The organism is Bacillus infantis (assembly GCF_020171945.1).
Lineage (GTDB): Bacteria > Bacillota > Bacilli > Bacillales > Cytobacillaceae > Bacillus_AB > Bacillus_AB infantis_A.
In genome coordinates this window covers 195,770-214,548 of record NZ_JAIVAP010000003.1, presented here as the reverse complement: position 1 = coordinate 214,548, position 18,779 = coordinate 195,770, and the positions used below count along the sequence as shown (strand labels likewise).

The window sequence follows — 18,779 nt, the reverse complement described above, 5'->3', positions numbered from 1 at the left end:
ATAAACCAAAATTTTGAAATAAACTTCTATCCGGCAGCTAAGAGCTCTGATTGGGAATCGGCATGCGGAAAAGCTATAATGAGGGAGAGCGCTATCATACAAAGAGAATCATGAGGTGATATGGATGAAGATTTATATGACGAACGGCACTTTTGATTTTTTAAAAACAGTTCAAGATAAGAACAGCGCAGAGAAAATGGTGCTGATGCAGGATGCAGACAATAGCCTGCTCCTCCACGAAACCGAGGGAAAAACTTTATTTAACGAACCACGGAGCTATGAAGTGCTGGACTCAACAGGTTCACTCGAAAGCCGCGGCTTTATTGTCATGAATAATATCCCGGTAACAGAAGAAGGAAGGCCCTTATTCGAATACCGATTTAAAAACAGGGCAGGGGCGGTTGAAAACGAACCGGGCTTCATCAGCATCCGGGTGCTTCGCCCGCTTTCCAGCGATACGTATGTCATTCTCACCCAATGGGAAAGCGAAAAGGATTTCAAAAATTGGCAGGATTCCAAAGCCTATGATAAAGCCCACGAAAAACGGGGAACAGATAAAGGCATCGATGTCCAGCGTCCAAATATTTTTGCGCGCCCATCCTTTGTAACAACCTATTATATTCCTCAAGCAGATTAATCATTAGTTATCAGAAGAGGCCGAAAGATGCGGAAGCCTGCATTTTCCGGCCTTTTCTTCGAGTTGCAGCTGTTTATGCAAGGCTGTTGGAGGAAGAAAAAAAACCTGACGCATTTACCGCCAGATTCTTTCATTCAGCATGAAAATCCCTTCAGGCCCTCGGGCCTTCTTTAATGAGGCCGTTCCGGTTGGCATACACAGCTGCCTGAGTGCGGTCGGAAACGGACAGCTTGCTGAGTATGTTGCTGACATGTGTTTTCACCGTTTTTATCCCTATAAAGAGCTGATTGCTGATTTCCTGGTTGGTCATCCCTTCGCCGATGCACAGGAGGACCTCCAGCTCTCTTTCCGTCAGTTCCTCATGGGGCTTTTTCTCTTTGCCGCGGAGGCGGCCCATCATTTTGGTGGCGACCTTCGGCTCGATCACCGGCTCCCCCCTTGCAGCCTTCAGGATGCAGTCAAGCACTTCATCCGCCGTTGCTGTTTTCAGCATATAGCTGAATGCGCCGGCCTCTATTGCAGGAAAGACCTGCTCATCATCATAAAAACTTGTAATAATGATAATCTTGCACTGGGGATAGCTTTTCAAAATTTCTTTTGTTGCTTCAATGCCGCTTCCGTTTTCCATTAAAAGATCCATAAGGACGACATCGGGTCTTTCCTTCAGCACGAGGGCAGCTCCCTCATGCCCGCTGGAAGCTTCCCCCACTATTTCTATTTCCGGTTCAGTCAAAAGATACGAGATGATTCCCTTCCTTACCATTTCATGGTCATCCACAACTGCGATCCTGATCACTCTATTCCCTCCCTTTCAGCGGTACCCGTATTTCAATATAAGTCCCTTCTCCCTGTTTGGACCGGATATTGAAAATCCCGCCGATTTCCTCGCATCTTTCCCGCATGGTTTTCAGCCCATAAGAGGCAACCCTTTCAATATGAGGGTCAAATCCCTTTCCGTCATCTCCGATAAATAAATATGTATAATCTTCCTTTTCTGTAAGGGTCAGCTTTATCTTTGATGCATCAGCATGCCTTAGGATATTAGAAAGTGCCTCCTGGACAACTCTGAACAAATGCTCTTCTGCTGCTTTGGAGAGCTCGATTTCATCTATGCTGGCCTGAAAATCGATGGTAGTCTTCCCGCGCAATTCGTGTATGAGCTTGATAATCCCGTCACACAGGGTATCATCGCTCAGCTGGATCGGCCTTAAATGGAGAAGGAGCGCCCTCATTTCCCCCTGCGCTTTGGCGGCGATACCGGATATTTCCTCGAGCTGCTTCTTTGCTTTTGCAGAATCCCTGTCAAAGACCTTCAGCGCAGCAGATGACATCATGCTGAGAGCAAACAGCTGCTGGCTCACAACATCATGGAGATCCCTTGCAAGGCGCTGCCTTTCCTCCATTACTGCGGCTGCGTGGGCCGACTGGGCCAGGGATGATCGTTCTTCAGCAAGCCTTTGCACCGAGTGGACCTGCTCCTGGATATAGTCAGCCAAGCCATCAAGCTCATCTGCAATAAGCCCTATTTCATCTTTTTCATAAGAAGATATCCTTCCTGCCAGCTTGCCGGACCGCAGATTGGACACTGCAACCAGGATATCTCCAAGCCTTCCCTTGATTAAGTAACTTCCTTTAATGCCAAAATAGCCTCCGGCAGCCAGCAGGATCAGCAGGCAATAGATAAAGAGCCAGAAAGAGATTGTAATGGTAAGGACCGGTTCATCGGCAAAGTATAAATAAATCTGGATGCCGACAAAGAAGATGAGCGCGCTGATCAGCGCCATCATGATAAAGCTCTGGATAAACCAATACCTGATTCCGAACATTTTTTTCATCAGCAGTATCTCCTATACATGATCAATTCGAATGGAGCCGACTTTGAGCTGGATCGTTATATTCAATTTCCTTGCCGCATCATCGTATCCAGGGGATTTAAAGTAAAGCTTACGGTTAAGATCCTCTGACTTCATATCGAAAATGCGGATATCCCCGATATTGATATGGGAGTGAACCATAATCGGGACATCCTCAGGTATAATCATTTTGACATCGCCGACCCATCCCTTGACTGAAATCGGCGTTTCCCTCTGCGGGATATACGCCTTGCTGAAGTCTATAAAATAATCACCGACAGTATTATACAGATCCATCGGTTCTACAGACCAATTTGCGTCTTTAAAGCTGACGTCGCCTATCGAGAATCCTCTGATGTTTGCTAATGGGGCATGCCGGGATCCCTTCTTGATCCTGATGATCTTTTCCCTGTCCGGCCCCTTTTCGCCTTCCTCTGCCCCTTCATATTTCTTAGCGGGAAACTCTGTTTCAACATGCACTTTGATATGCTCTTTCCTTATGAGAAGCGAGAATCCAAGGTATACGATAGCGAGCGGCCAAAGCTTCCACACATCCCAAAAAGAAAACTGGAGCAGCCCGAGCCTGTCAGAGGCCAGCAGCCCGGCAAAAATGAGCAGAAATCCGGCAAAGACTTTGCCTCCTTTGTTTCTCGCCAATGCAGAGATTAGCAGAATAAGGCTATAGCCGAACATCACAAAAGGATATATTGCGACAGAAAACTCCTTTATTTCCAAGGAAATGACACCTATATTAACAAGAAGCAGCAGGACACCTGCAGCCAGAAGGCATAAGGCAAACATCATTTGATTGACTGATCGATAACGCACTTGGCTCCCCTTCTTTCTATCTCTATAAATATTCGCTGCAGAAAATGTTATCCCTGCAATTCCATTTTAAACAGTCTCCCATCAATCTTTAACTGCCTCTGGAATGCTTTTCCCTCCGCCTTGAGGCGGAGGAGGCGGCCATGCACATCGCCCAGCACTGAACATAATCTATAGTACGCTTGGAAGCTATGGCCCAAGCATATTATAGGAGGGATATAAAATGGCGATTGATCTGACTGTCCTTCATGCTATCTATGTTTTCTTCATTGTTCTCATCATCGGCTTTATGATAGCGAAACGGGATACGGCCCTTGTGTGCATAGCCGGGATCTTCCTGATTGCCATCACAAGCACAGGCTCCTTGAGCACCTCAGTCAGCAGTGTGTTCAATAGCTTTATATACGCGATAACCGAGCTTCTTTCTACCATTCTCGTCATCTCCATCATCGTCGCCATGAGCAGGGTCCTTGCTGCTGCAGGAGTAAGCGATGCGATGATTGCGCCCTTCTCCAGGCTGATCAAAAGTCCGGCAGGCGCTTATTGGACGATCGGCATTGTCATGATGGTGATTTCCTGGTTCTTTTGGCCATCCCCAGCCGTTGCCCTTCTTGGAGCAGTCCTTCTGCCGGCAGCTTTGAAGGCAGGGCTTCCTGCCCTGGGAGCAGCTATGGCGATGAACCTCTTCGGCCATGGAATTGCCCTGTCAGGCGACTTCATCATCCAGGCCGCCCCTAAATTGACGGCAGACGCGGCCGGGCTCCCGGCAGGGGAAGTAATAGCAGCCAGCATTCCTCTTGTGGCCGTGATGGGGATCGTCACAGTTGTGACTGCCTTTATCTTTCTGAAAAGGGATATGAAAAAGGGCCTCCTGATGCCGGCGGCTCCCCCCGGCCAGAGAAATGAGTCTGAACCAGGGGAATCCGGGCTTCTAACAAGAAGCCAAAGGGGATTTTTTGCTCTCCTTATACCTGTTTTATTCGCTTTAGATGTAGCAGCTATGTTCTTGCTTGACCTGCAGGGCGGAGACGCGACGGCACTTGTAGGCGGAACATCGATTTTTATCCTGCTGGTGATTACTTTGGCAAGCCACAAAAATAAAGGACTTGAAAAAACGACCTCCTACTTGATAGAGGGCTTTCAATTTGGCTTCAAAGTCTTCGGGCCTGTCATCCCGATCGCAGCTTTCTTTTACCTGGGAGATTCAGGCTTCACAAGCATAATCGGCGACTATTTGCCGTCGGAATCACAGGGCATCGTCAATGACCTCGGTGCTGCACTGGCAGGAGCAGTCCCATTAAGCAAAGAAGTTGCAGCTGTTACACTCACTGTTACCGGTGCAATCACCGGTCTGGATGGTTCTGGCTTTTCCGGGATCTCTCTTGCAGGCTCTGTCGCCAGCCTTTTTGCAACAGCTATCGGTGCCGGTGCAGCAACTTTGACAGCCCTTGGGCAGGTTGCCGCCATCTGGGTTGGCGGCGGGACACTCGTGCCCTGGGCCCTCATCCCTGCGGCTGCCATCTGCAATGTGGATCCTTTTGAGCTTGCAAGGAGGAATCTCCTGCCTGTCATCATCGGGCTTGCAGCCACTACAATTGTAGCCATGTTCCTCATATAGGTTTTGGACGGAATAGCACAAATAAAGAGGCAGCTGTAAACAGCTGCCCCTCTATTTTTTAATGATTTCTGCCACCCTGCCCACTTGGCCGTCTGTCAGCCTTACCTTGATTCCATGCGGGTGGAAAGAAGAATTGGTCAGGAGATCCTTAATGGTCCCCCTTGTCCTTGCCCCTGTCCGCTGGTCTTTCTTTAGGATGATATCAGCTTCCATTCCAGGCTTAACATGCTCACGATATTTGCCGCTGTCAGACATGCATTCAGCTCCTTTTCCTTTTGCGCCATCAGGCGCGCTTTTTGTTCTTCTATTCTAATGGTATAATAGGCAGAACACAAAATTAACACCTTATCCATTGGAGGAAACATGCTTACTTTTGAAGAAAAATTAGCGGTTATCGAGTCATTTCCCGAGCTTGAGAGAAAAAATGTCTCTCTTGGAAGAGTTAACTTCCATTATGAAGAAAGCGCAATAGACAAGAAAAATGTGGTATATCATCTGCATCCGAACGGCAATGGCTTTGTTTTTGCAGAATATGTACAAGGTTATTCGCCTGACAGCAAAGGCATGGTGAACATCAGGGATTTCTCTGAATCCGATTTAAGGGATATCATCTCAAAATCGATCCAGTCCCTCTCCGGCCATGATGCTGAAGAAGCCCAGCCTTCTGCAAGGCTGGAAGAAACGTGGAGCAGCCCGAGTGGTGAGACCCTTGTCCTTATAGAGGAAGATGAAATGTGGAATGTATATGCCGGCCTGAACCTGGACGCCGCTTTTCTATCTTATCGGGAAGCAAAAGAATATCTCGAAGAGGAAGGCTTTAAACGGAGCTAAACCTAAGAGGCAGCCTCATTGGCTGCCTCTTTGCTTTTTAAACAGGCAATTAAAAATTGCCATTCTGATTTTCCGGACGGCTGTTATGGAGATGGGATTCAATGTATACTCTTTCTGAAGACGAAACATGCTGTTCATTATGTTCAGGGTCTGTGTGCTGGATCCCCTTCTTCCGATAGAAGAAATCCACCAGCACGCCGAATCCAAAGAGCCCGCCTATAATAATGAGCCATATCATGATTCTCACCCTTCCCTATTGCCTTATTTTGTCCAGCGGCTTATTAATAGAATGGATAATACTCTTTTCGGATTTCACTTGAAATTATCTCTGAAACAGGAGCGATTCTGATGCCTTTCTCTTCAAAATACCCCTTTTCCTGGAGGATGCCTGCCGAACAGACCTTGCCAGTCACACCGACATGCCCGATTGCGATCCCTCTCCCCTGCTGCTCCGTGATCAGCGCCAGCTTTTTCATCTGCCGCCTGACATGGGAAACAGAAGAAATATCATCAAGAAATACATCTCTTTTTATAAGCGGCACCCCAAGCTCCTTCGCAATCATGGGAAACTTTGAATCCGGGCTTGTGCCGCTGTCCACAATATAAAGCTTCCGTTCTTTCGCTATTTTTACGATTTCCCGCACAATCCCTTCATCTTCCACCGCCCTTGATCCCATATGATTATTTAGGCCCTTTGCATAGGGAACGCTGTCAATGGCTTCATTGACCCTTTTCCTGACTTCTTCAGAAGACAGATTGGTTGTGATCGGTTTTGGCCCAAGCCATGATTTCTTTCCCCTTTTAGGCTCCATTGGCAGGTGTACCATGACTTCAAATCCATTTTCATGGGCCCATTCTGCATGCTGTGCCGTCTGGTCTGTAAATGGCATCACTGCTGCCGTAATCGGGATATCGCCTTCAAGGAAATCCTTTACGCCTCCGATGCCTCCTCCAAAATCATCAATGATGATAGCAGCCTTCCTTTCTTCCTGCTGGGTTTCGGCACCGGCAAATGAGGCAAAAAAAGAACATAAGATAAGCAATACTGCAATCTTTTTCATATTTCCTCCTGCTGATCGTTGTTCCTCTTACATTCCCCAGCGTGACAGGCGTTCATTCATGGCTCATGCCGGCTTTTAGTTACTAATTGTATATACGATTTGAACCAACAAAAGTTTCAATATTCAGAAAAAAAGCAAAAAAGCCTGGCTTCTGCCAGGCTGCTTTATTTAAGTACGCCCTTTTCCCGCGCTTCTTTAATCCATGATGGGAACTCATCAAGAAGATGGTCATATAATTCTTCATCGCTTACCTGCTCGATATCTTTGAAATGATAGAAATTCGCGTTATCAATATAGCGGCCTTCCATTGTATCCAATTTTTCCAGAACATCGAAGTTTGCATCGCCAATCCCGACAAACTGCCAGAAAATAGGCTTGCCGGCCGATTTGACAATCGGTTTCTTGATCGTCTTCTTGCAGCCGCCGTCATTGATAAAAACAATGAACGCTGGATCGCTGCTTGGATCTTCAATTGTGTATTTATTGATAACGTCCTCCATGACAGGCGGTTCATCATTGCGCCCGAATTTATGGATAAGATCATTATTCAGGATATACTGATTAACATAACCTTCAATGTCCCTTTCCGTCACCGGCTTCAGCCTCGAAAATTCACTGTCATATACCCAAATATCGAGCATGCCGTCATCATCAAATTGGCTTGCAACGGCAAGGATCCGTTCCACTACCTTTTGTACCGTGCCGTTCCGGTATAAAGTGCGCATCGAGCCTGAAATGTCCAAAACCAGGCCGACCCTTGCCTTTACATGTGACAGCTTCTTCTTCTCCAGCACGATTCCGGCTGTTTTTTTCATCAAAGATATACTCATGCTCTGCATCTCCCCGCTATAAATAATTTCTTATACTGCAGCAAACCGGTTCTCAATTATTAATGAACTTTTCAAAAACATACCCAAAATCTTTTACATGAAATTTTTTCCTGCTGTTCATCAGCCAATTAAAAGCTGTCTCGTTCAGCACCCTGAAATCATCCGTAAGGTTTCCTTCCCTTGCCCCTGCAGTCCTGCCCAATGTTTCGGAAGCAACCTCAAGGCTCTTCTTGGCATATTCCATTGAATGCTCATTTTCCGCACAGATTTCCGAGATTTTGATCAATGCTTTATAAAGGTCCTTTAATTCTTCAATGAAGCGCTTATGTACATCTATGGAGAATGAGGCAGAGCCTATTACAAATTTTATTTCTATGTCCAGGTCGACTGTCCCTGCTGTTTCCAGGAGCACATTTGATATTTGATGTTCCCTGAAGCTGTACCTTTTCAGGACCCTTTTTTTGCTCATCGCGCTCGTTCCATCCAGATGGATGACTGCTTTGTTCGTAAAGCAGTATTCATCTGATTTAGATTTAATCAAGAAATAAATTTTTTCATTATCTTCATGCATCACATAATCATCAGCATCGACTTTATCATAGTCAGCCGGCGAGATGACGCTGCCAATATCGCTGATCCCCAGCACATCTGAAGCCACCCTTTTGAACATATTCCTGCCTCCCAGAATTATAAGATTCTTTTTTATAATCAGATTTATATTAGCATATAAAGGAATTTTCTTCACTCTTTGAGGTGTGTATCCAGTCTCCCGGAGTTACATGAAAATCTGCAGAATGGCCCATACTATTTCAGGGAGGTGTGCATGATGAAGCTGTTATTATTTTTCGGCCTTATGGCAGCAGCTGGGGGAATGGGATCGGAACAGTTATCTGTGCTGCAGGAAGGCAAGGCTGTAATAGAAGTCCAGAAAGATGAATTTTCTGCCAATATACCCGGCCTGCCGCTGGCTGATGAAGATAAATTTGAAGCATTCCAGGCTAAAATGAACCACCTGGCTTATAAAGAACCGCAGGATGCCAAAATAGGCCCGGGAGAAAGGATCATACCTGAAAAAACCGGCAGCAAATTGAATCAGGACTTATTTGCAGCGCGTTTTTATACCTATTATTACCGACCGGGATCAGGGCGTATTGATCTGCCGCTTCTCCCAGTCTATCCCAGGGTGGACAGCGAGCTTCTCCTGTCTGTTAAAGCACGCCAGATCGGCCAATATGTGACCTATTTCAACTCCCATAACAAAGCCAGGACACAGAATATCAGGCTGGCGGCAGGATCCATAGACAGTATTGTTGTATTTCCCGGAGAGGTGTTTTCCTTTAATGAAACAGTCGGCAAGAGGACGGCATCCAAGGGATATCTCCCAGCACCGGTAATTGTCAGGGGAGAGCTGTCCGAGGGGATCGGTGGCGGCATATGCCAGGTATCCTCAACCCTCTATAATGCTGTCGATAATGCCGGTACAAGCATAATCCAAAGATATTCCCACAGCAAGCGTGTCCCGTATGTCCCTTCAGGCAGAGATGCAACCGTAAGCTGGTACGGACCGGATTTCACCTTTAAAAACACTTATAACCAGCCGATCCTGATCCGCGCGCAGGTATATGGAGGAACGCTTGCAATCAGGGTCTTTTCTTCGGATGCCATCAAATATGAACCGAGGAACGTCCCAGGCGCAGCAAAATTCAGCGAAGAAGATGAGAAAGCTGCTGACTGAACAAATGCCAGCCAGCAGCGCAAATGGATTAGAGCACTCCGGAAAACAGCCTGGAGAAGGACTCTTTCGTCCTCTCCCAGAGTCCGCGTTTATAATACTGTACCGGTGTGATCCGTACACTATCCCGCATATCTTCTTCGAAATGCGCTGACAGATCCCTGATTGAGCTGCAGCCAAGCAGGAAGACATTAACCTCGAAATTCAGGTGAAAGCTTCGCATATCCATATTCGCTGTTCCGACAGAAGCCATATTCCCATCTGCAATGATGATTTTCTGATGGAGAAATCCTTTTTGGTAAGAGTAAATTTCAACCCCATATCTTAGCAGCTCGGAAAAATAGGACTTGCTTGCATACTGGGTGAGGAAGCTGTCGTTCTTTTCCGGAACCATGATTCTTACTTCAACCCCTTTTGCTGCAGCCACCCGCAGAGCAGTCCTGATTGCTTCGTTTGGAACAAAATACGGGGTGGCAATCCAAATCGATCTTTCTGCACTGGTGATCATCGAATAAAAGAAATCACCCATAATTCCCTGCTGTGTATCTGGTCCGCTGGCAACCACCTGGATTGCGCCATTGATTTCATCCTCGCCGGCAGGCTTTTCACTGACTGAATATTTATCAAGGACCTGTTCCCGGCTGACATACTCCCAGTCCAGAAGGAAGACTGTATGCAGTGTGTATACGGCCTCGCCTTCCAGTACCATATGGGTGTCGCGCCAGAATCCCATCTCTTCATCTTCCCCAAGATATTCAATGCCGACATTGAGCCCGCCGACAAAGCCGGTCTCTCCGTCGATCACAACTATTTTGCGGTGATTCCTGAAATTGATTTTCTGGTTGAAGAAGCCGAATTTCAAAGGCAGGAAGCAATGAACCTTGATGCCTGCTTCCTCCATCCTTTTAATTTCATTCACAGCCATCTTCATGCTGCCGGCGGCATCGTACATGAAAAGGACCTCAACTCCTGCTTCAGCCTTCTCAATGAGGATATCAATGATCTCTTTGCCGAGCCTGTCCGAGCGGAAGATATAGTATTGAATATGGATGAATTTTTTTGCTTCCTTCAGCCTTGCCTTAAGCTCTTCAAACGTTTCTTCGCCATTTTTCAGCATCTCAGCCCTGGATGAAGTGCTGATGGGGGTCATGCTGGCATTGGCAGCAAACCTGGCAAAGTTCTGCTGATTTTCCTGCAGAAATGTAAGGTCCGGCGACTCCTTCCGCTTCATCATCCTTTTCCACTGCTCTCTGTCATTGCTCCTTTTTGTGCGGAAAAGATATCCTTTCAGATAAAGCTGCCCTGAATATAAGTAGAACATATAGCCTGCCACCGGTATGAAGATCAGGACATAAATCCAAAGGAGCGTATGGTGGGAAGTTCGGTTTTCAAGCATCAGCGAGTAAATGCTCACCAATATAATAAAAGCATACAGCCCTGCGCAGGCGAGCTTCCAGACGTAGCCTGCACCGGTAAAAAACAGGATATACAGGGAAGCAGCCAAGATAAGCAAAAAGACAAACTCTATTCTCTGTTTTTTCATAGGATCATTCTCCATGTCTATAGAAAGTTTCCTTTTGTATACCCTTTGTGCCTTGAGGGGGAAACCTGGCCTGGTCTGAACAAGAACAAAAGCACAGGCGCCTTGGTAATCTTGGCGCAGCTGCTGGACGTTGATCAAGAATTGATAATTATCTACAAGACTTATAATTAAAAATTACCTAAACAAAAAAACGGGCGATGCCTAGTGGCATGCCCGCTTTCTTTATTCCAAGGGAACTATTTCCTCATATTCTCCTGGTCTTTCAGCCTGTTCTGCTGATCAGGCTTCCTTCCCTCTTTAAGCTTGTCAGGCGCTTCCCCGCCGGAATGCTGCTTCCGTTCATATTCAAGCAGGCTTTCCTGGTTTTGGCCATCCTTGTTATTTTCAGTCATGGGCTGTCCCTCCTAACAGTATTTTTATCCTTATTCCCGAAATAAGAATCAGGAAACGCCCATTTTACCAGCATCAGTTAAATGAATGACCCTTTGCTTCCACTTGGGTTTTCGGGAGAATGATCTCGAAAACCGTCCCTTTATTGACCTCGCTGCTGACCTTGACAAGTCCGCTGTGATTTTCGATGATTTTGAAGCTGGTCATCAGGCCAAGGCCCGTCCCCTTTTCTTTTGTTGTATAAAAAGGCTCGCCCAGTGTGTTGATCCGGTCTGGAGGGATGCCTGTCCCTTCGTCTTTGATCATGACAGCGACATGCCCATCCTTCCTGTCCGCTGCCTTGATTGTGATGGTCCCGCCATCCGGCATGGCTTCAGCGGAATTTTTTATCATATTGATAAATACCTGCTTCAGCTGATTCTCCTCACACCATATCTCCGATTCTTCCAGCTCAAGCCCTGTGATAATCTGTACATTGTGGATCAGGCATTGCGGCTGAATCAGTATAACCAATTCCTGAATCAGCTTCTTTAGATCACATACCTTGTAAACCGCAGCAGCAGGTTTGGCGAGGACAAGGAACTCACCCACAATCAGGTTGATCCGGTCGAGCTCCGAGATGGCAATATCGGCATACTCCCGATTACCCTCCGCCTTCAGCAGCTGGATGAAGCCTTTTATGCTTGTCAGGGGATTGCGGATCTCATGGGCAATGCCTGCGGCCATCTGGCCGACAAGCGCCAGCTTCTCTGACTTTTGCAGAAGCAGGTCTGCCTGCTCTTTTTTCACTGTGACATCCTGGCCGATTGAAAACACAGCCTTCCTGCCCTGAAAGCTCGTAAAAAGGGTGGACACTTCAAAATAAATTTTCTTGCCGTCAAGCCTGGTGATTTTCTGTTCTCTCCGGCCCGCCGGAAGCTTTTCTTTATAGGTTGCATCAAGAATCTTCCTATATTGTGCAGCATCAGGCGCTTCCATAAAATCAAACACTGACCTGCCGACAATTTCCTCTTTGCTTTCAGCAGCCACCAGCTTCTGGGCAGCTTTGTTTGCATAGACAATTTTGTCATAATCCTGGATAATGACAGGCTCAGGCATCGTTTCGATCAGCTGCCTGTAAAATGCTTCGTTCTCTTCTGCTTTACCTGTAAGATACTTCAATTTGTCATACTGCCAGCCCACAAACCAGGCAATGATAGTGGCTATGGTGAAATCAACAATTTCCTTGTGCCATGGGTCATCAAAAATGAAGGCTTGCGTTAATGTGAATAATATAGAAATGCTGACTAAAGCGAATTGGCCTGTTCTCTTCATTTATAACAATCCTCTTCGGTGGATTTAATGGTGTCGGCGAAGCTTTCACTGCCTTAGTCAATACATTCTTTTTCCGGGCCAAAATTCCTTCCCATCAAAAAAATATTAAATTTCAAATAACTTTCCTGCATAGCCCCATTAATAGGCTTTTGCCCAATAAACGAGCTCTTCTGCCTTATTGCCGCAGCAAACACAAACATCGGATATATGCTCCTGTTCAAAAGGGATGCAGCGCGAGGTTGCCCCTGTTTCTTCCTTGATTCTGTCTTCACATTCCCTGCTGCCGCACCACATAGCTTTGATAAACCCCTGATTGTCTTTAAGCGCTTGCTTAAACTCCCCAATGCTTGAGGCACTCCCTGTTTTTTGTTCCCGAAGCTCCCTTGCTTTTTCAAGCAAACCTGACTGGATATCTTCCAGCAGCCCGGTAATCGCCTGTTCCACTCCTTCGGCCGGGACAAACAGTTTTTCACCTGTATCTCTGCGGACAATTACAACCTGATTTTTCTCGATATCCTTAGGTCCGGCCTCCAGCCTGAGGGGAATTCCTTTCATTTCGTATTCATTGAACTTCCAGCCAGGCTTTTTGTCGCTGCTGTCAATTACTGCCCTGAAGCTTTTGCCCAGTTTCTCTTTCAGCTCATAGCAGAAATCAAGAACCCCTTCTTTATGCTGCGCCACAGGGACGATCATAATTTGGATTGGTGCTATCCGCGGCGGGATGATCAGACCCCTGTTATCGCCGTGGACCATGATCATGGCACCGATTACCCTTGTGGTTAGCCCCCATGATGTCTGGTGCACATACTGAAGAATCCCTTCCCTGTCGGAATACTGGATGCCAAATGCCTTGGCAAAACCGTCACCCAAATGATGCGAGGTTCCCGTCTGGAGTGCTTTCCCGTCATGCATCAGGCTCTCGATTGTGTAGGTGAATCTGGCTCCTGCAAATTTTTCTTTTTCTGTTTTTCTTCCCTTAAGGACCGGTATGGCCAGGACGTTCTCGCAAAGATCGGCGTAGACCTCAAGCATCCTCGTTGTTTCCTCGTGCGCTTCCTCATCTGTCGCATGGCATGTATGGCCTTCCTGCCACAGAAATTCCAGCGTCCTCAGGAATGGCCGCGTCGTCTTTTCCCATCTGACCACATTGGCCCATTGATTGTAAAGCTTAGGCAGGTCCCTGTAAGAATGGATGATATTCTTATAATGTTCGCAGAATAGGACCTCAGATGTCGGCCTTACGACAAGCCGCTCCGCCAGCTCCTCTGACCCGCCATGGGTCACCCATGCCACCTCTGGCGCAAATCCCTCGATATGGTCCTTTTCCTTCTGGAGGAGGCTTTCAGGAATGAACAATGGCATATAAACATTTTCATGCCCTGTTTCCTTGATCCTTCTGTCCAGCTCGTTTTTTATATTGTCCCACAAAGAATATCCGTAAGGGCGGATGATCATCGATCCCCTGACACTTGCATAATCGATCAGATCCGCCTTGGTCACCACATCTGTATACCATTGGGCAAAATCCTCTTCCATTGCCGTAATTTCTTTTACAAATTCCTTTGCCATGATTGCACCCCATATTCTGATTAAGTGATTAAGTGATGAAGTGATGAAACGAAGAACGCAACGGCGCTCATCCTGGCCAGGGGAAGAGCGGCTGAAGCTTCATGAAGAGTGCAGAAGTGCCGGCATTCTGCTGAAAAAATAAAAAAGCCCCGATTTATAAAATAGGGACCAGATCATGGCGGTACCACCCTAATTTATAAAGCAAGGCTTTATACTCTCTTCATGATAACGGCATGTGCCGCTGCTGCCTTCAAGTATCCGGCAGCGAACTCTGGGGCAGGTTCGGCAGCTGTCTATAGAAGCCTCCCACCGCCGGCTCCCTCTCTTGGATAGACATAGACTGTTTACTGATCCCCTTCATCGTTTCAGTTATTTTTCAGTATTATATACAGTGCCATGTATGATGTCAAACCTGTATTTTGCTGAAATCCCCGCTGTTTTGTTTTTGATGGGGTATATGGGGAGGAATTCAGCATGGTTTTTGGTGAAAAAGGGGCGTATTAATTTCTGTTTTATCAGGGGTCGAATATAGTCATTCTGCCTGAATTTTGCTTTATTCTGCAAAAAATAAGAAAGAGTCTACCTAAAAACTGCTAAAATTTTTCCTTCTTCCGAATATCACCAAAACAAACACAAAAAAAACCAGTGCCCCCCAAAAAGAGAGCACCGGCCCTAACCTCAATTCATAAATCTGCATCCATGGCTGTTACAAAGCAGAAACATTGGCCGCAGCCGTCCTGCTGACAGCATCCAGCGCCTTTTCTATATCACTGGCAGACACATCAAAATGAGTGGTGAACCTTACAGAAGACGGCCCGAAAGTAACGGCGCGGACTCCTTCCTTCTTCAGCTTTTCTACAAACTGCTCTGAGCTCAGGCCCAGCTCCTTCACGTCTGCAACAATGATATTCGTATCTACCTGGTTGACGACAGACATGCCTTTTATATTTTGAAGGCCCTCAGCCAGCTTCCGGGCGTTCTCATGGTCTTCGTGAAGCCTGTGCCTCATCTGCGTCAGTGCAATCAGGCCTGGTGCCGCGATGATGCCAGCTTGCCTCATGCCTCCCCCAAGCCTTTTCCTCCAAATGCGTGCAGCCTGGACAAATTCCCTGCTTCCGGCAAGGATTGACCCGACTGGTGCCCCAAGCCCCTTGGACAAGCATACTTGGACTGTATCCGCATGCCTGGTGAAATCAGCAACTGGCCTCTCCAGGGCGGCCGCGGCATTGAACAGCCTTGCTCCATCCACATGGACAGGGATATTATGCCGGCGGGCGATTGCATGGATCGCTTCCATATTTTCCACAGAAACAACGGCCCCCCCTGCACGGTTATGTGTATTTTCAAGGCAAATCAGGCCGGTTTCGGGAAAATGCTGATCTTTGCCGCGTATGGCAGCTTCTATTGCAGCGGGATCCATTTCCCCTCTATTCCCTGCAATCGTTCTTGTCTGGACGCCGGCAAAAGCAGAAGCAGCACCTGATTCGTAATAGAAAATATGTGACTCTGCCTCAAGGAGAATTTCGTTCCCTGGCCTTGTGTGTGTAAGAATGGCTGCCTGGTTTCCCTGTGTCCCGCTTGTCACCAGCAGGGCTGCTTCCTTCCCGAGTATGTCTGCAGCAGCCTCCTCAAGCTTGAGGATGGAAGGGTCTTCCGCGTAGACATCATCCCCGACCTCTGCTTCATAAGCAGCTTTCCTCATCTCTTCTGTCGGCTTTGTCACTGTATCGCTTCTTAAATCTATCATGCTTATTCCTCCTGTCTTAAATTCACTTTCCTGCCAAATCTGCTGTCCATAAATACATAGAATATAACCCATATGTAAACCCAAATAAAAGCAAATGCATATCCTCCCGCCACATCGGTCGGATAGTGGACCTGAAGGACAATGCGGCTGATCCCGATTAAGAGGATCCAGAAAGAAAAAGCAGCTGCTGCCACTATCCTGGCTCCCGCAGACTTTAATTCCTTTATGACAAAATAGGCTGTCAGCATATACAAAATGCCCCCTGCCATCGCATGTCCGCTCGGAAAGCTGAGGCTCTTCACAGTAACAATGTGCTCTAAGTCCGGCCTCTCCCTGCCGAATAGCTCCTTCAGCCATTTACTGGCTTCATTACCGAGTGCAACGGCAAACACAAGGACAGCCATCCCCTGATAGTCTTTCTTTATGAACCACAGCCACGCAACCACTATAAGCCCAGCCAATCCAATGCCCTGCCTGCTGCCAAACCAGGTGAAAAATTTAAACAGCGGATAGGAAGAGGCCGAAAAAATGCCTGTGACAGCAGATGAGACAGCTCTGTCGAACCATAAAGATTCTCCTCCTGATAATGAAAAGCTGATCAAAACAGCTGCCATTACCGCTATTATAACAGCTGCCAGCGCCGTTTTTGATTGTTTTGACTGCAAACCGATACCATCTCCCCAGCTTCATCTTCCTACACACTTAGAATATTATTCTAAAGTTTTTCAAATTTGAAGGCTTATTATCCTGCAATCCGCGAAAATAATGTTATAATTTTCGAAACAGTAAAAATTAAAACACAAAGGAGAGTTAATATGATCAGTTCATTATTCAGCAGACTTGAAAACTATTACGAAGAAATGGTAGCGATCCGCCGCTATCTCCATCAGCATCCTGAACTTTCCTTTCAGGAAGAAAATACAGCAAAATACATAAAAGAATATTATGAAAAGCTGGGGATCGAAGTAAAAGGAAATGTCGGCGGGAATGGAGTCGTCGCCAAGGTTTACGGAGAGAAGCCAGGAAAGACGATTGCCCTCCGAGCCGATTTCGATGCGCTTCCAATCCAGGATGAAAAAGATGTCCCTTATAAATCGCTTGTCCCGGGTGTCATGCATGCCTGCGGCCACGATGGCCATACCGCAACATTGCTTGTGCTCGGCAAGGTCCTTCACGAGCTGCGCTCCGAATTGGAAGGAACCTATGTCCTGATCCACCAGCATGCCGAAGAATATGCGCCGGGCGGGGCGGTTTCCATGATCAAGGATGGCTGCCTTGAAGGTGTTGATGCCATTTTCGGCACCCACTTATGGGCTTCTGAACCGACAGGAAAGATCCAATACAGGACCGGTCCTTTCATGGCTGCAGCAGACCGCTTCGAAATCACTGTACAAGGAAAGGGCGGACACGGCGCACAGCCTCATAAAACGAAGGACGCCATTGTGACAGCCTCCCAGCTTGTCGTCAACCTCCAGCAGATCGTCAGCCGGAAGGTCGATCCGATTGACTCAGCTGTAGTCACTGTCGGATCATTCACGGCCCAAAATGCCTTCAATGTCATTGCCGATAAAGCTAAATTGGAAGGCACAGTGCGTACCTTCAGCGAACAGGTGCGGAACGATATTGAAGAAGAATTGGAAAGAGTCGTGAAAGGAACCTGCTATACCGCTGACAGTTCGTACAGCTACGCCTACCACCGAGGCTACCCGGCTGTCATCAACCATGAAGCGGAAACCAGCTTCCTTGCCGAGTGCGCCAAATCGATTTCTGAAGTCAATGAAGTCGTTGAAACAGCACCGGAAATGGGCGGCGAGGATTTTGCCTATTATCTTCAGCATGTAAAAGGCACATTCTTCTTCACAGGAGCGAAGCCCCTCAGCGATGATGCGGCATACCCGCACCATCACCCAAGATTCGATATTGATGAAAAAGCACTGCTGATTGCTGCAAAGACACTAGGTTCTGCGGCACTGCAATACCACAAGGTCCAGTCACAGGAAAACGTTACAGTATAAGCAAAAAGCATCCGCCGATGATATCGGCGGATGCTTTTTTTCCGTTATTGTTTTAAAAAGCGGAGCCTGTAGGCATTCCTTGCCGTCTCCCCAAGCTGGTCAAGCAGATTATAATTCGCGTAAGCCCCCGCAACCGCCCCTATCCCTGGAAGCAGCTGCAGCATTTTGGCAAAATCTATATAATCCCGGTACTCCTGCTGGAACTCGCGCCATTCCATATCCTTCAGCTCTTTCACTTTCTCATCCCAATCCTCAATGACAGCCAATGTTTCCCGCCTTTTCTCATCACTTGAAAAGGCGAGCTGAAATATATTCAGGATAAAGAGGCGCTCCTCATATTCTCCAGGATCATAGCCATAAATGGCTGAAGCTTCAAAAAGGAATTTCATTTTGATCGAAAGCAGCAGCGGGAAGTCGGCAAGCCCTAACAGGATGCCGCCTGCGCCTGTTCCTGCTCCTTCAATGGTTGCAGTCTTTCGGTATGCAGCCAGCTTCCCGGCTAATTTTTCGTCCATTTCCTCAAGGCTCAGACTGGCATCAAGCCTTTTCCTGGTGGTCAGATTGGAGCCTGCCAGGGTTGCTTTTACCATATTTTTAATTCCTTCAGTAATGACGGCATGTGCTTTCTCTGGGATATAGCTGTTGATTTTTGTCTGTGCCTTCTTTGAAAGACGGTTCAGCATCCCGGAACGCTTCAGCAGCTTCCTCTTCCACTCATCCAGCTCCCGTGAAACCATCTGTTCATACTCATTCATTCGGCTGCATCCTTTCCTCTCGTTCAGCTTTTAGTTTGTGCTTAATACTACGTTTTTCC

The 18,779-nt window shown here is 47.1% G+C and carries 20 protein-coding genes and 1 other annotated feature; of the genes, 5 read left to right on the top strand and 15 right to left on the bottom strand.

Annotated elements, in window-relative coordinates; translation table 11 throughout:
- Positions 1-124 precede the first annotated feature (124 nt).
- Entirely contained in the window at positions 125-637 is a 513-nt protein-coding gene (locus LCM00_RS07875; RefSeq protein ID WP_224899842.1) for an antibiotic biosynthesis monooxygenase family protein, read from the top strand.
- Between the two features lie 151 nt (positions 638-788).
- Here LCM00_RS07875 and LCM00_RS07870 read toward each other — a convergent pair whose 3' ends face one another.
- The 3 genes from LCM00_RS07870 to liaF are packed head-to-tail and all read right to left on the bottom strand — an operon-like array spanning position 789 to position 3,318.
- A complete protein-coding gene (locus LCM00_RS07870) occupies positions 789-1,433 on the bottom strand; it encodes a response regulator (RefSeq protein WP_224899838.1) in 645 nt (214 codons plus the stop codon).
- A 1-nt stretch (position 1,434) separates the two neighbouring features.
- The gene (locus LCM00_RS07865) at positions 1,435-2,472 is read right to left on the bottom strand and encodes a sensor histidine kinase (RefSeq protein ID WP_224899835.1); all 1,038 of its coding nucleotides are present in this window, start codon (positions 2,470-2,472) and stop codon (positions 1,435-1,437) included.
- 12 nt (positions 2,473-2,484) lie between these two features.
- Positions 2,485-3,318, bottom strand: a complete 834-nt coding sequence (gene liaF / locus LCM00_RS07860) for a cell wall-active antibiotics response protein LiaF (protein ID WP_224899832.1) — start codon at positions 3,316-3,318, stop codon at positions 2,485-2,487.
- Between the two features lie 220 nt (positions 3,319-3,538).
- On the opposite strand from liaF, the gene LCM00_RS07855 reads away from it, so the two are divergent.
- Positions 3,539-4,933: a hypothetical protein gene (locus LCM00_RS07855; protein ID WP_224899829.1), complete on the top strand. Its 1,395-nt coding sequence runs from the start codon at positions 3,539-3,541 to the stop codon at positions 4,931-4,933.
- 51 nt (positions 4,934-4,984) lie between these two features.
- Here LCM00_RS07855 and LCM00_RS07850 read toward each other — a convergent pair whose 3' ends face one another.
- A complete protein-coding gene (locus LCM00_RS07850) occupies positions 4,985-5,188 on the bottom strand; it encodes a YwbE family protein (protein ID WP_224899826.1) in 204 nt (67 codons plus the stop codon).
- A 108-nt stretch (positions 5,189-5,296) separates the two neighbouring features.
- Here LCM00_RS07850 and LCM00_RS07845 point away from each other — a divergent pair, with 108 nt between their 5' ends.
- Positions 5,297-5,764 carry a hypothetical protein gene (locus LCM00_RS07845; RefSeq protein ID WP_224899823.1) on the top strand — a complete coding sequence of 156 codons (468 nt, stop codon included), beginning with the start codon at positions 5,297-5,299 and terminating at the stop codon, positions 5,762-5,764.
- Positions 5,765-5,813: 49 nt separating this feature from the next.
- Here the strand turns inward: LCM00_RS07845 and LCM00_RS07840 are convergent, their stop codons facing one another.
- From LCM00_RS07840 to LCM00_RS07825, 4 genes are all read right to left on the bottom strand, one after another.
- The gene (locus LCM00_RS07840; protein WP_224899819.1) at positions 5,814-6,002 is read right to left on the bottom strand and encodes a hypothetical protein; all 189 of its coding nucleotides are present in this window, start codon (positions 6,000-6,002) and stop codon (positions 5,814-5,816) included.
- A gap of 43 nt (positions 6,003-6,045) precedes the next feature.
- On the bottom strand, positions 6,046-6,825 hold the full coding sequence (locus tag LCM00_RS07835; RefSeq protein WP_224899816.1) for a divergent polysaccharide deacetylase family protein: 780 nt from the start codon (positions 6,823-6,825) through the stop codon (positions 6,046-6,048).
- Positions 6,826-6,989: 164 nt separating this feature from the next.
- On the bottom strand, positions 6,990-7,655 hold the full coding sequence (locus LCM00_RS07830) for a vWA domain-containing protein (RefSeq protein ID WP_224899813.1): 666 nt from the start codon (positions 7,653-7,655) through the stop codon (positions 6,990-6,992).
- Positions 7,656-7,707: 52 nt separating this feature from the next.
- Complete coding sequence (locus tag LCM00_RS07825; protein WP_224899811.1) at positions 7,708-8,325, bottom strand: PH domain-containing protein; 618 nt, start codon at positions 8,323-8,325, stop codon at positions 7,708-7,710.
- A gap of 153 nt (positions 8,326-8,478) precedes the next feature.
- Here LCM00_RS07825 and LCM00_RS07820 point away from each other — a divergent pair, with 153 nt between their 5' ends.
- On the top strand, positions 8,479-9,390 hold the full coding sequence (locus LCM00_RS07820; RefSeq protein WP_224899809.1) for a VanW family protein: 912 nt from the start codon (positions 8,479-8,481) through the stop codon (positions 9,388-9,390).
- Between the two features lie 28 nt (positions 9,391-9,418).
- Here LCM00_RS07820 and cls read toward each other — a convergent pair whose 3' ends face one another.
- The 6 genes from cls to LCM00_RS07790 all read right to left on the bottom strand — a co-directional run bounded on the left by cls (position 9,419) and on the right by LCM00_RS07790 (position 16,615).
- Positions 9,419-10,930 carry a cardiolipin synthase gene (gene cls, locus LCM00_RS07815; RefSeq protein WP_224899808.1) on the bottom strand — a complete coding sequence of 504 codons (1,512 nt, stop codon included), beginning with the start codon at positions 10,928-10,930 and terminating at the stop codon, positions 9,419-9,421.
- Between the two features lie 236 nt (positions 10,931-11,166).
- Positions 11,167-11,322 carry a hypothetical protein gene (locus LCM00_RS07810; protein WP_187445854.1) on the bottom strand — a complete coding sequence of 52 codons (156 nt, stop codon included), beginning with the start codon at positions 11,320-11,322 and terminating at the stop codon, positions 11,167-11,169.
- A 73-nt stretch (positions 11,323-11,395) separates the two neighbouring features.
- Entirely contained in the window at positions 11,396-12,634 is a 1,239-nt protein-coding gene (locus tag LCM00_RS07805) for an ATP-binding protein (RefSeq protein WP_224899788.1), read from the bottom strand.
- 138 nt (positions 12,635-12,772) lie between these two features.
- Positions 12,773-14,203: a proline--tRNA ligase gene (proS, locus tag LCM00_RS07800; protein ID WP_224899784.1), complete on the bottom strand. Its 1,431-nt coding sequence runs from the start codon at positions 14,201-14,203 to the stop codon at positions 12,773-12,775.
- A 160-nt stretch (positions 14,204-14,363) separates the two neighbouring features.
- Positions 14,364-14,573: a binding site (T-box leader), on the bottom strand.
- Positions 14,574-14,909: 336 nt separating this feature from the next.
- A complete protein-coding gene (locus tag LCM00_RS07795; protein ID WP_224899780.1) occupies positions 14,910-15,950 on the bottom strand; it encodes a threonine aldolase family protein in 1,041 nt (346 codons plus the stop codon).
- A gap of 2 nt (positions 15,951-15,952) precedes the next feature.
- Positions 15,953-16,615, bottom strand: coding sequence for a phosphatase PAP2 family protein (locus tag LCM00_RS07790; RefSeq protein ID WP_224899777.1), 663 nt, complete (start codon positions 16,613-16,615; stop codon positions 15,953-15,955).
- 150 nt (positions 16,616-16,765) lie between these two features.
- Here LCM00_RS07790 and LCM00_RS07785 point away from each other — a divergent pair, with 150 nt between their 5' ends.
- Positions 16,766-17,965 carry a M20 family metallopeptidase gene (locus tag LCM00_RS07785; protein WP_224899774.1) on the top strand — a complete coding sequence of 400 codons (1,200 nt, stop codon included), beginning with the start codon at positions 16,766-16,768 and terminating at the stop codon, positions 17,963-17,965.
- 44 nt (positions 17,966-18,009) lie between these two features.
- On the opposite strand, the gene LCM00_RS07780 is transcribed toward LCM00_RS07785, so the two are convergent.
- Positions 18,010-18,720, bottom strand: a complete 711-nt coding sequence (locus LCM00_RS07780) for an EcsC family protein (protein ID WP_224899771.1) — start codon at positions 18,718-18,720, stop codon at positions 18,010-18,012.
- Positions 18,721-18,779: the final 59 nt, after the last annotated feature.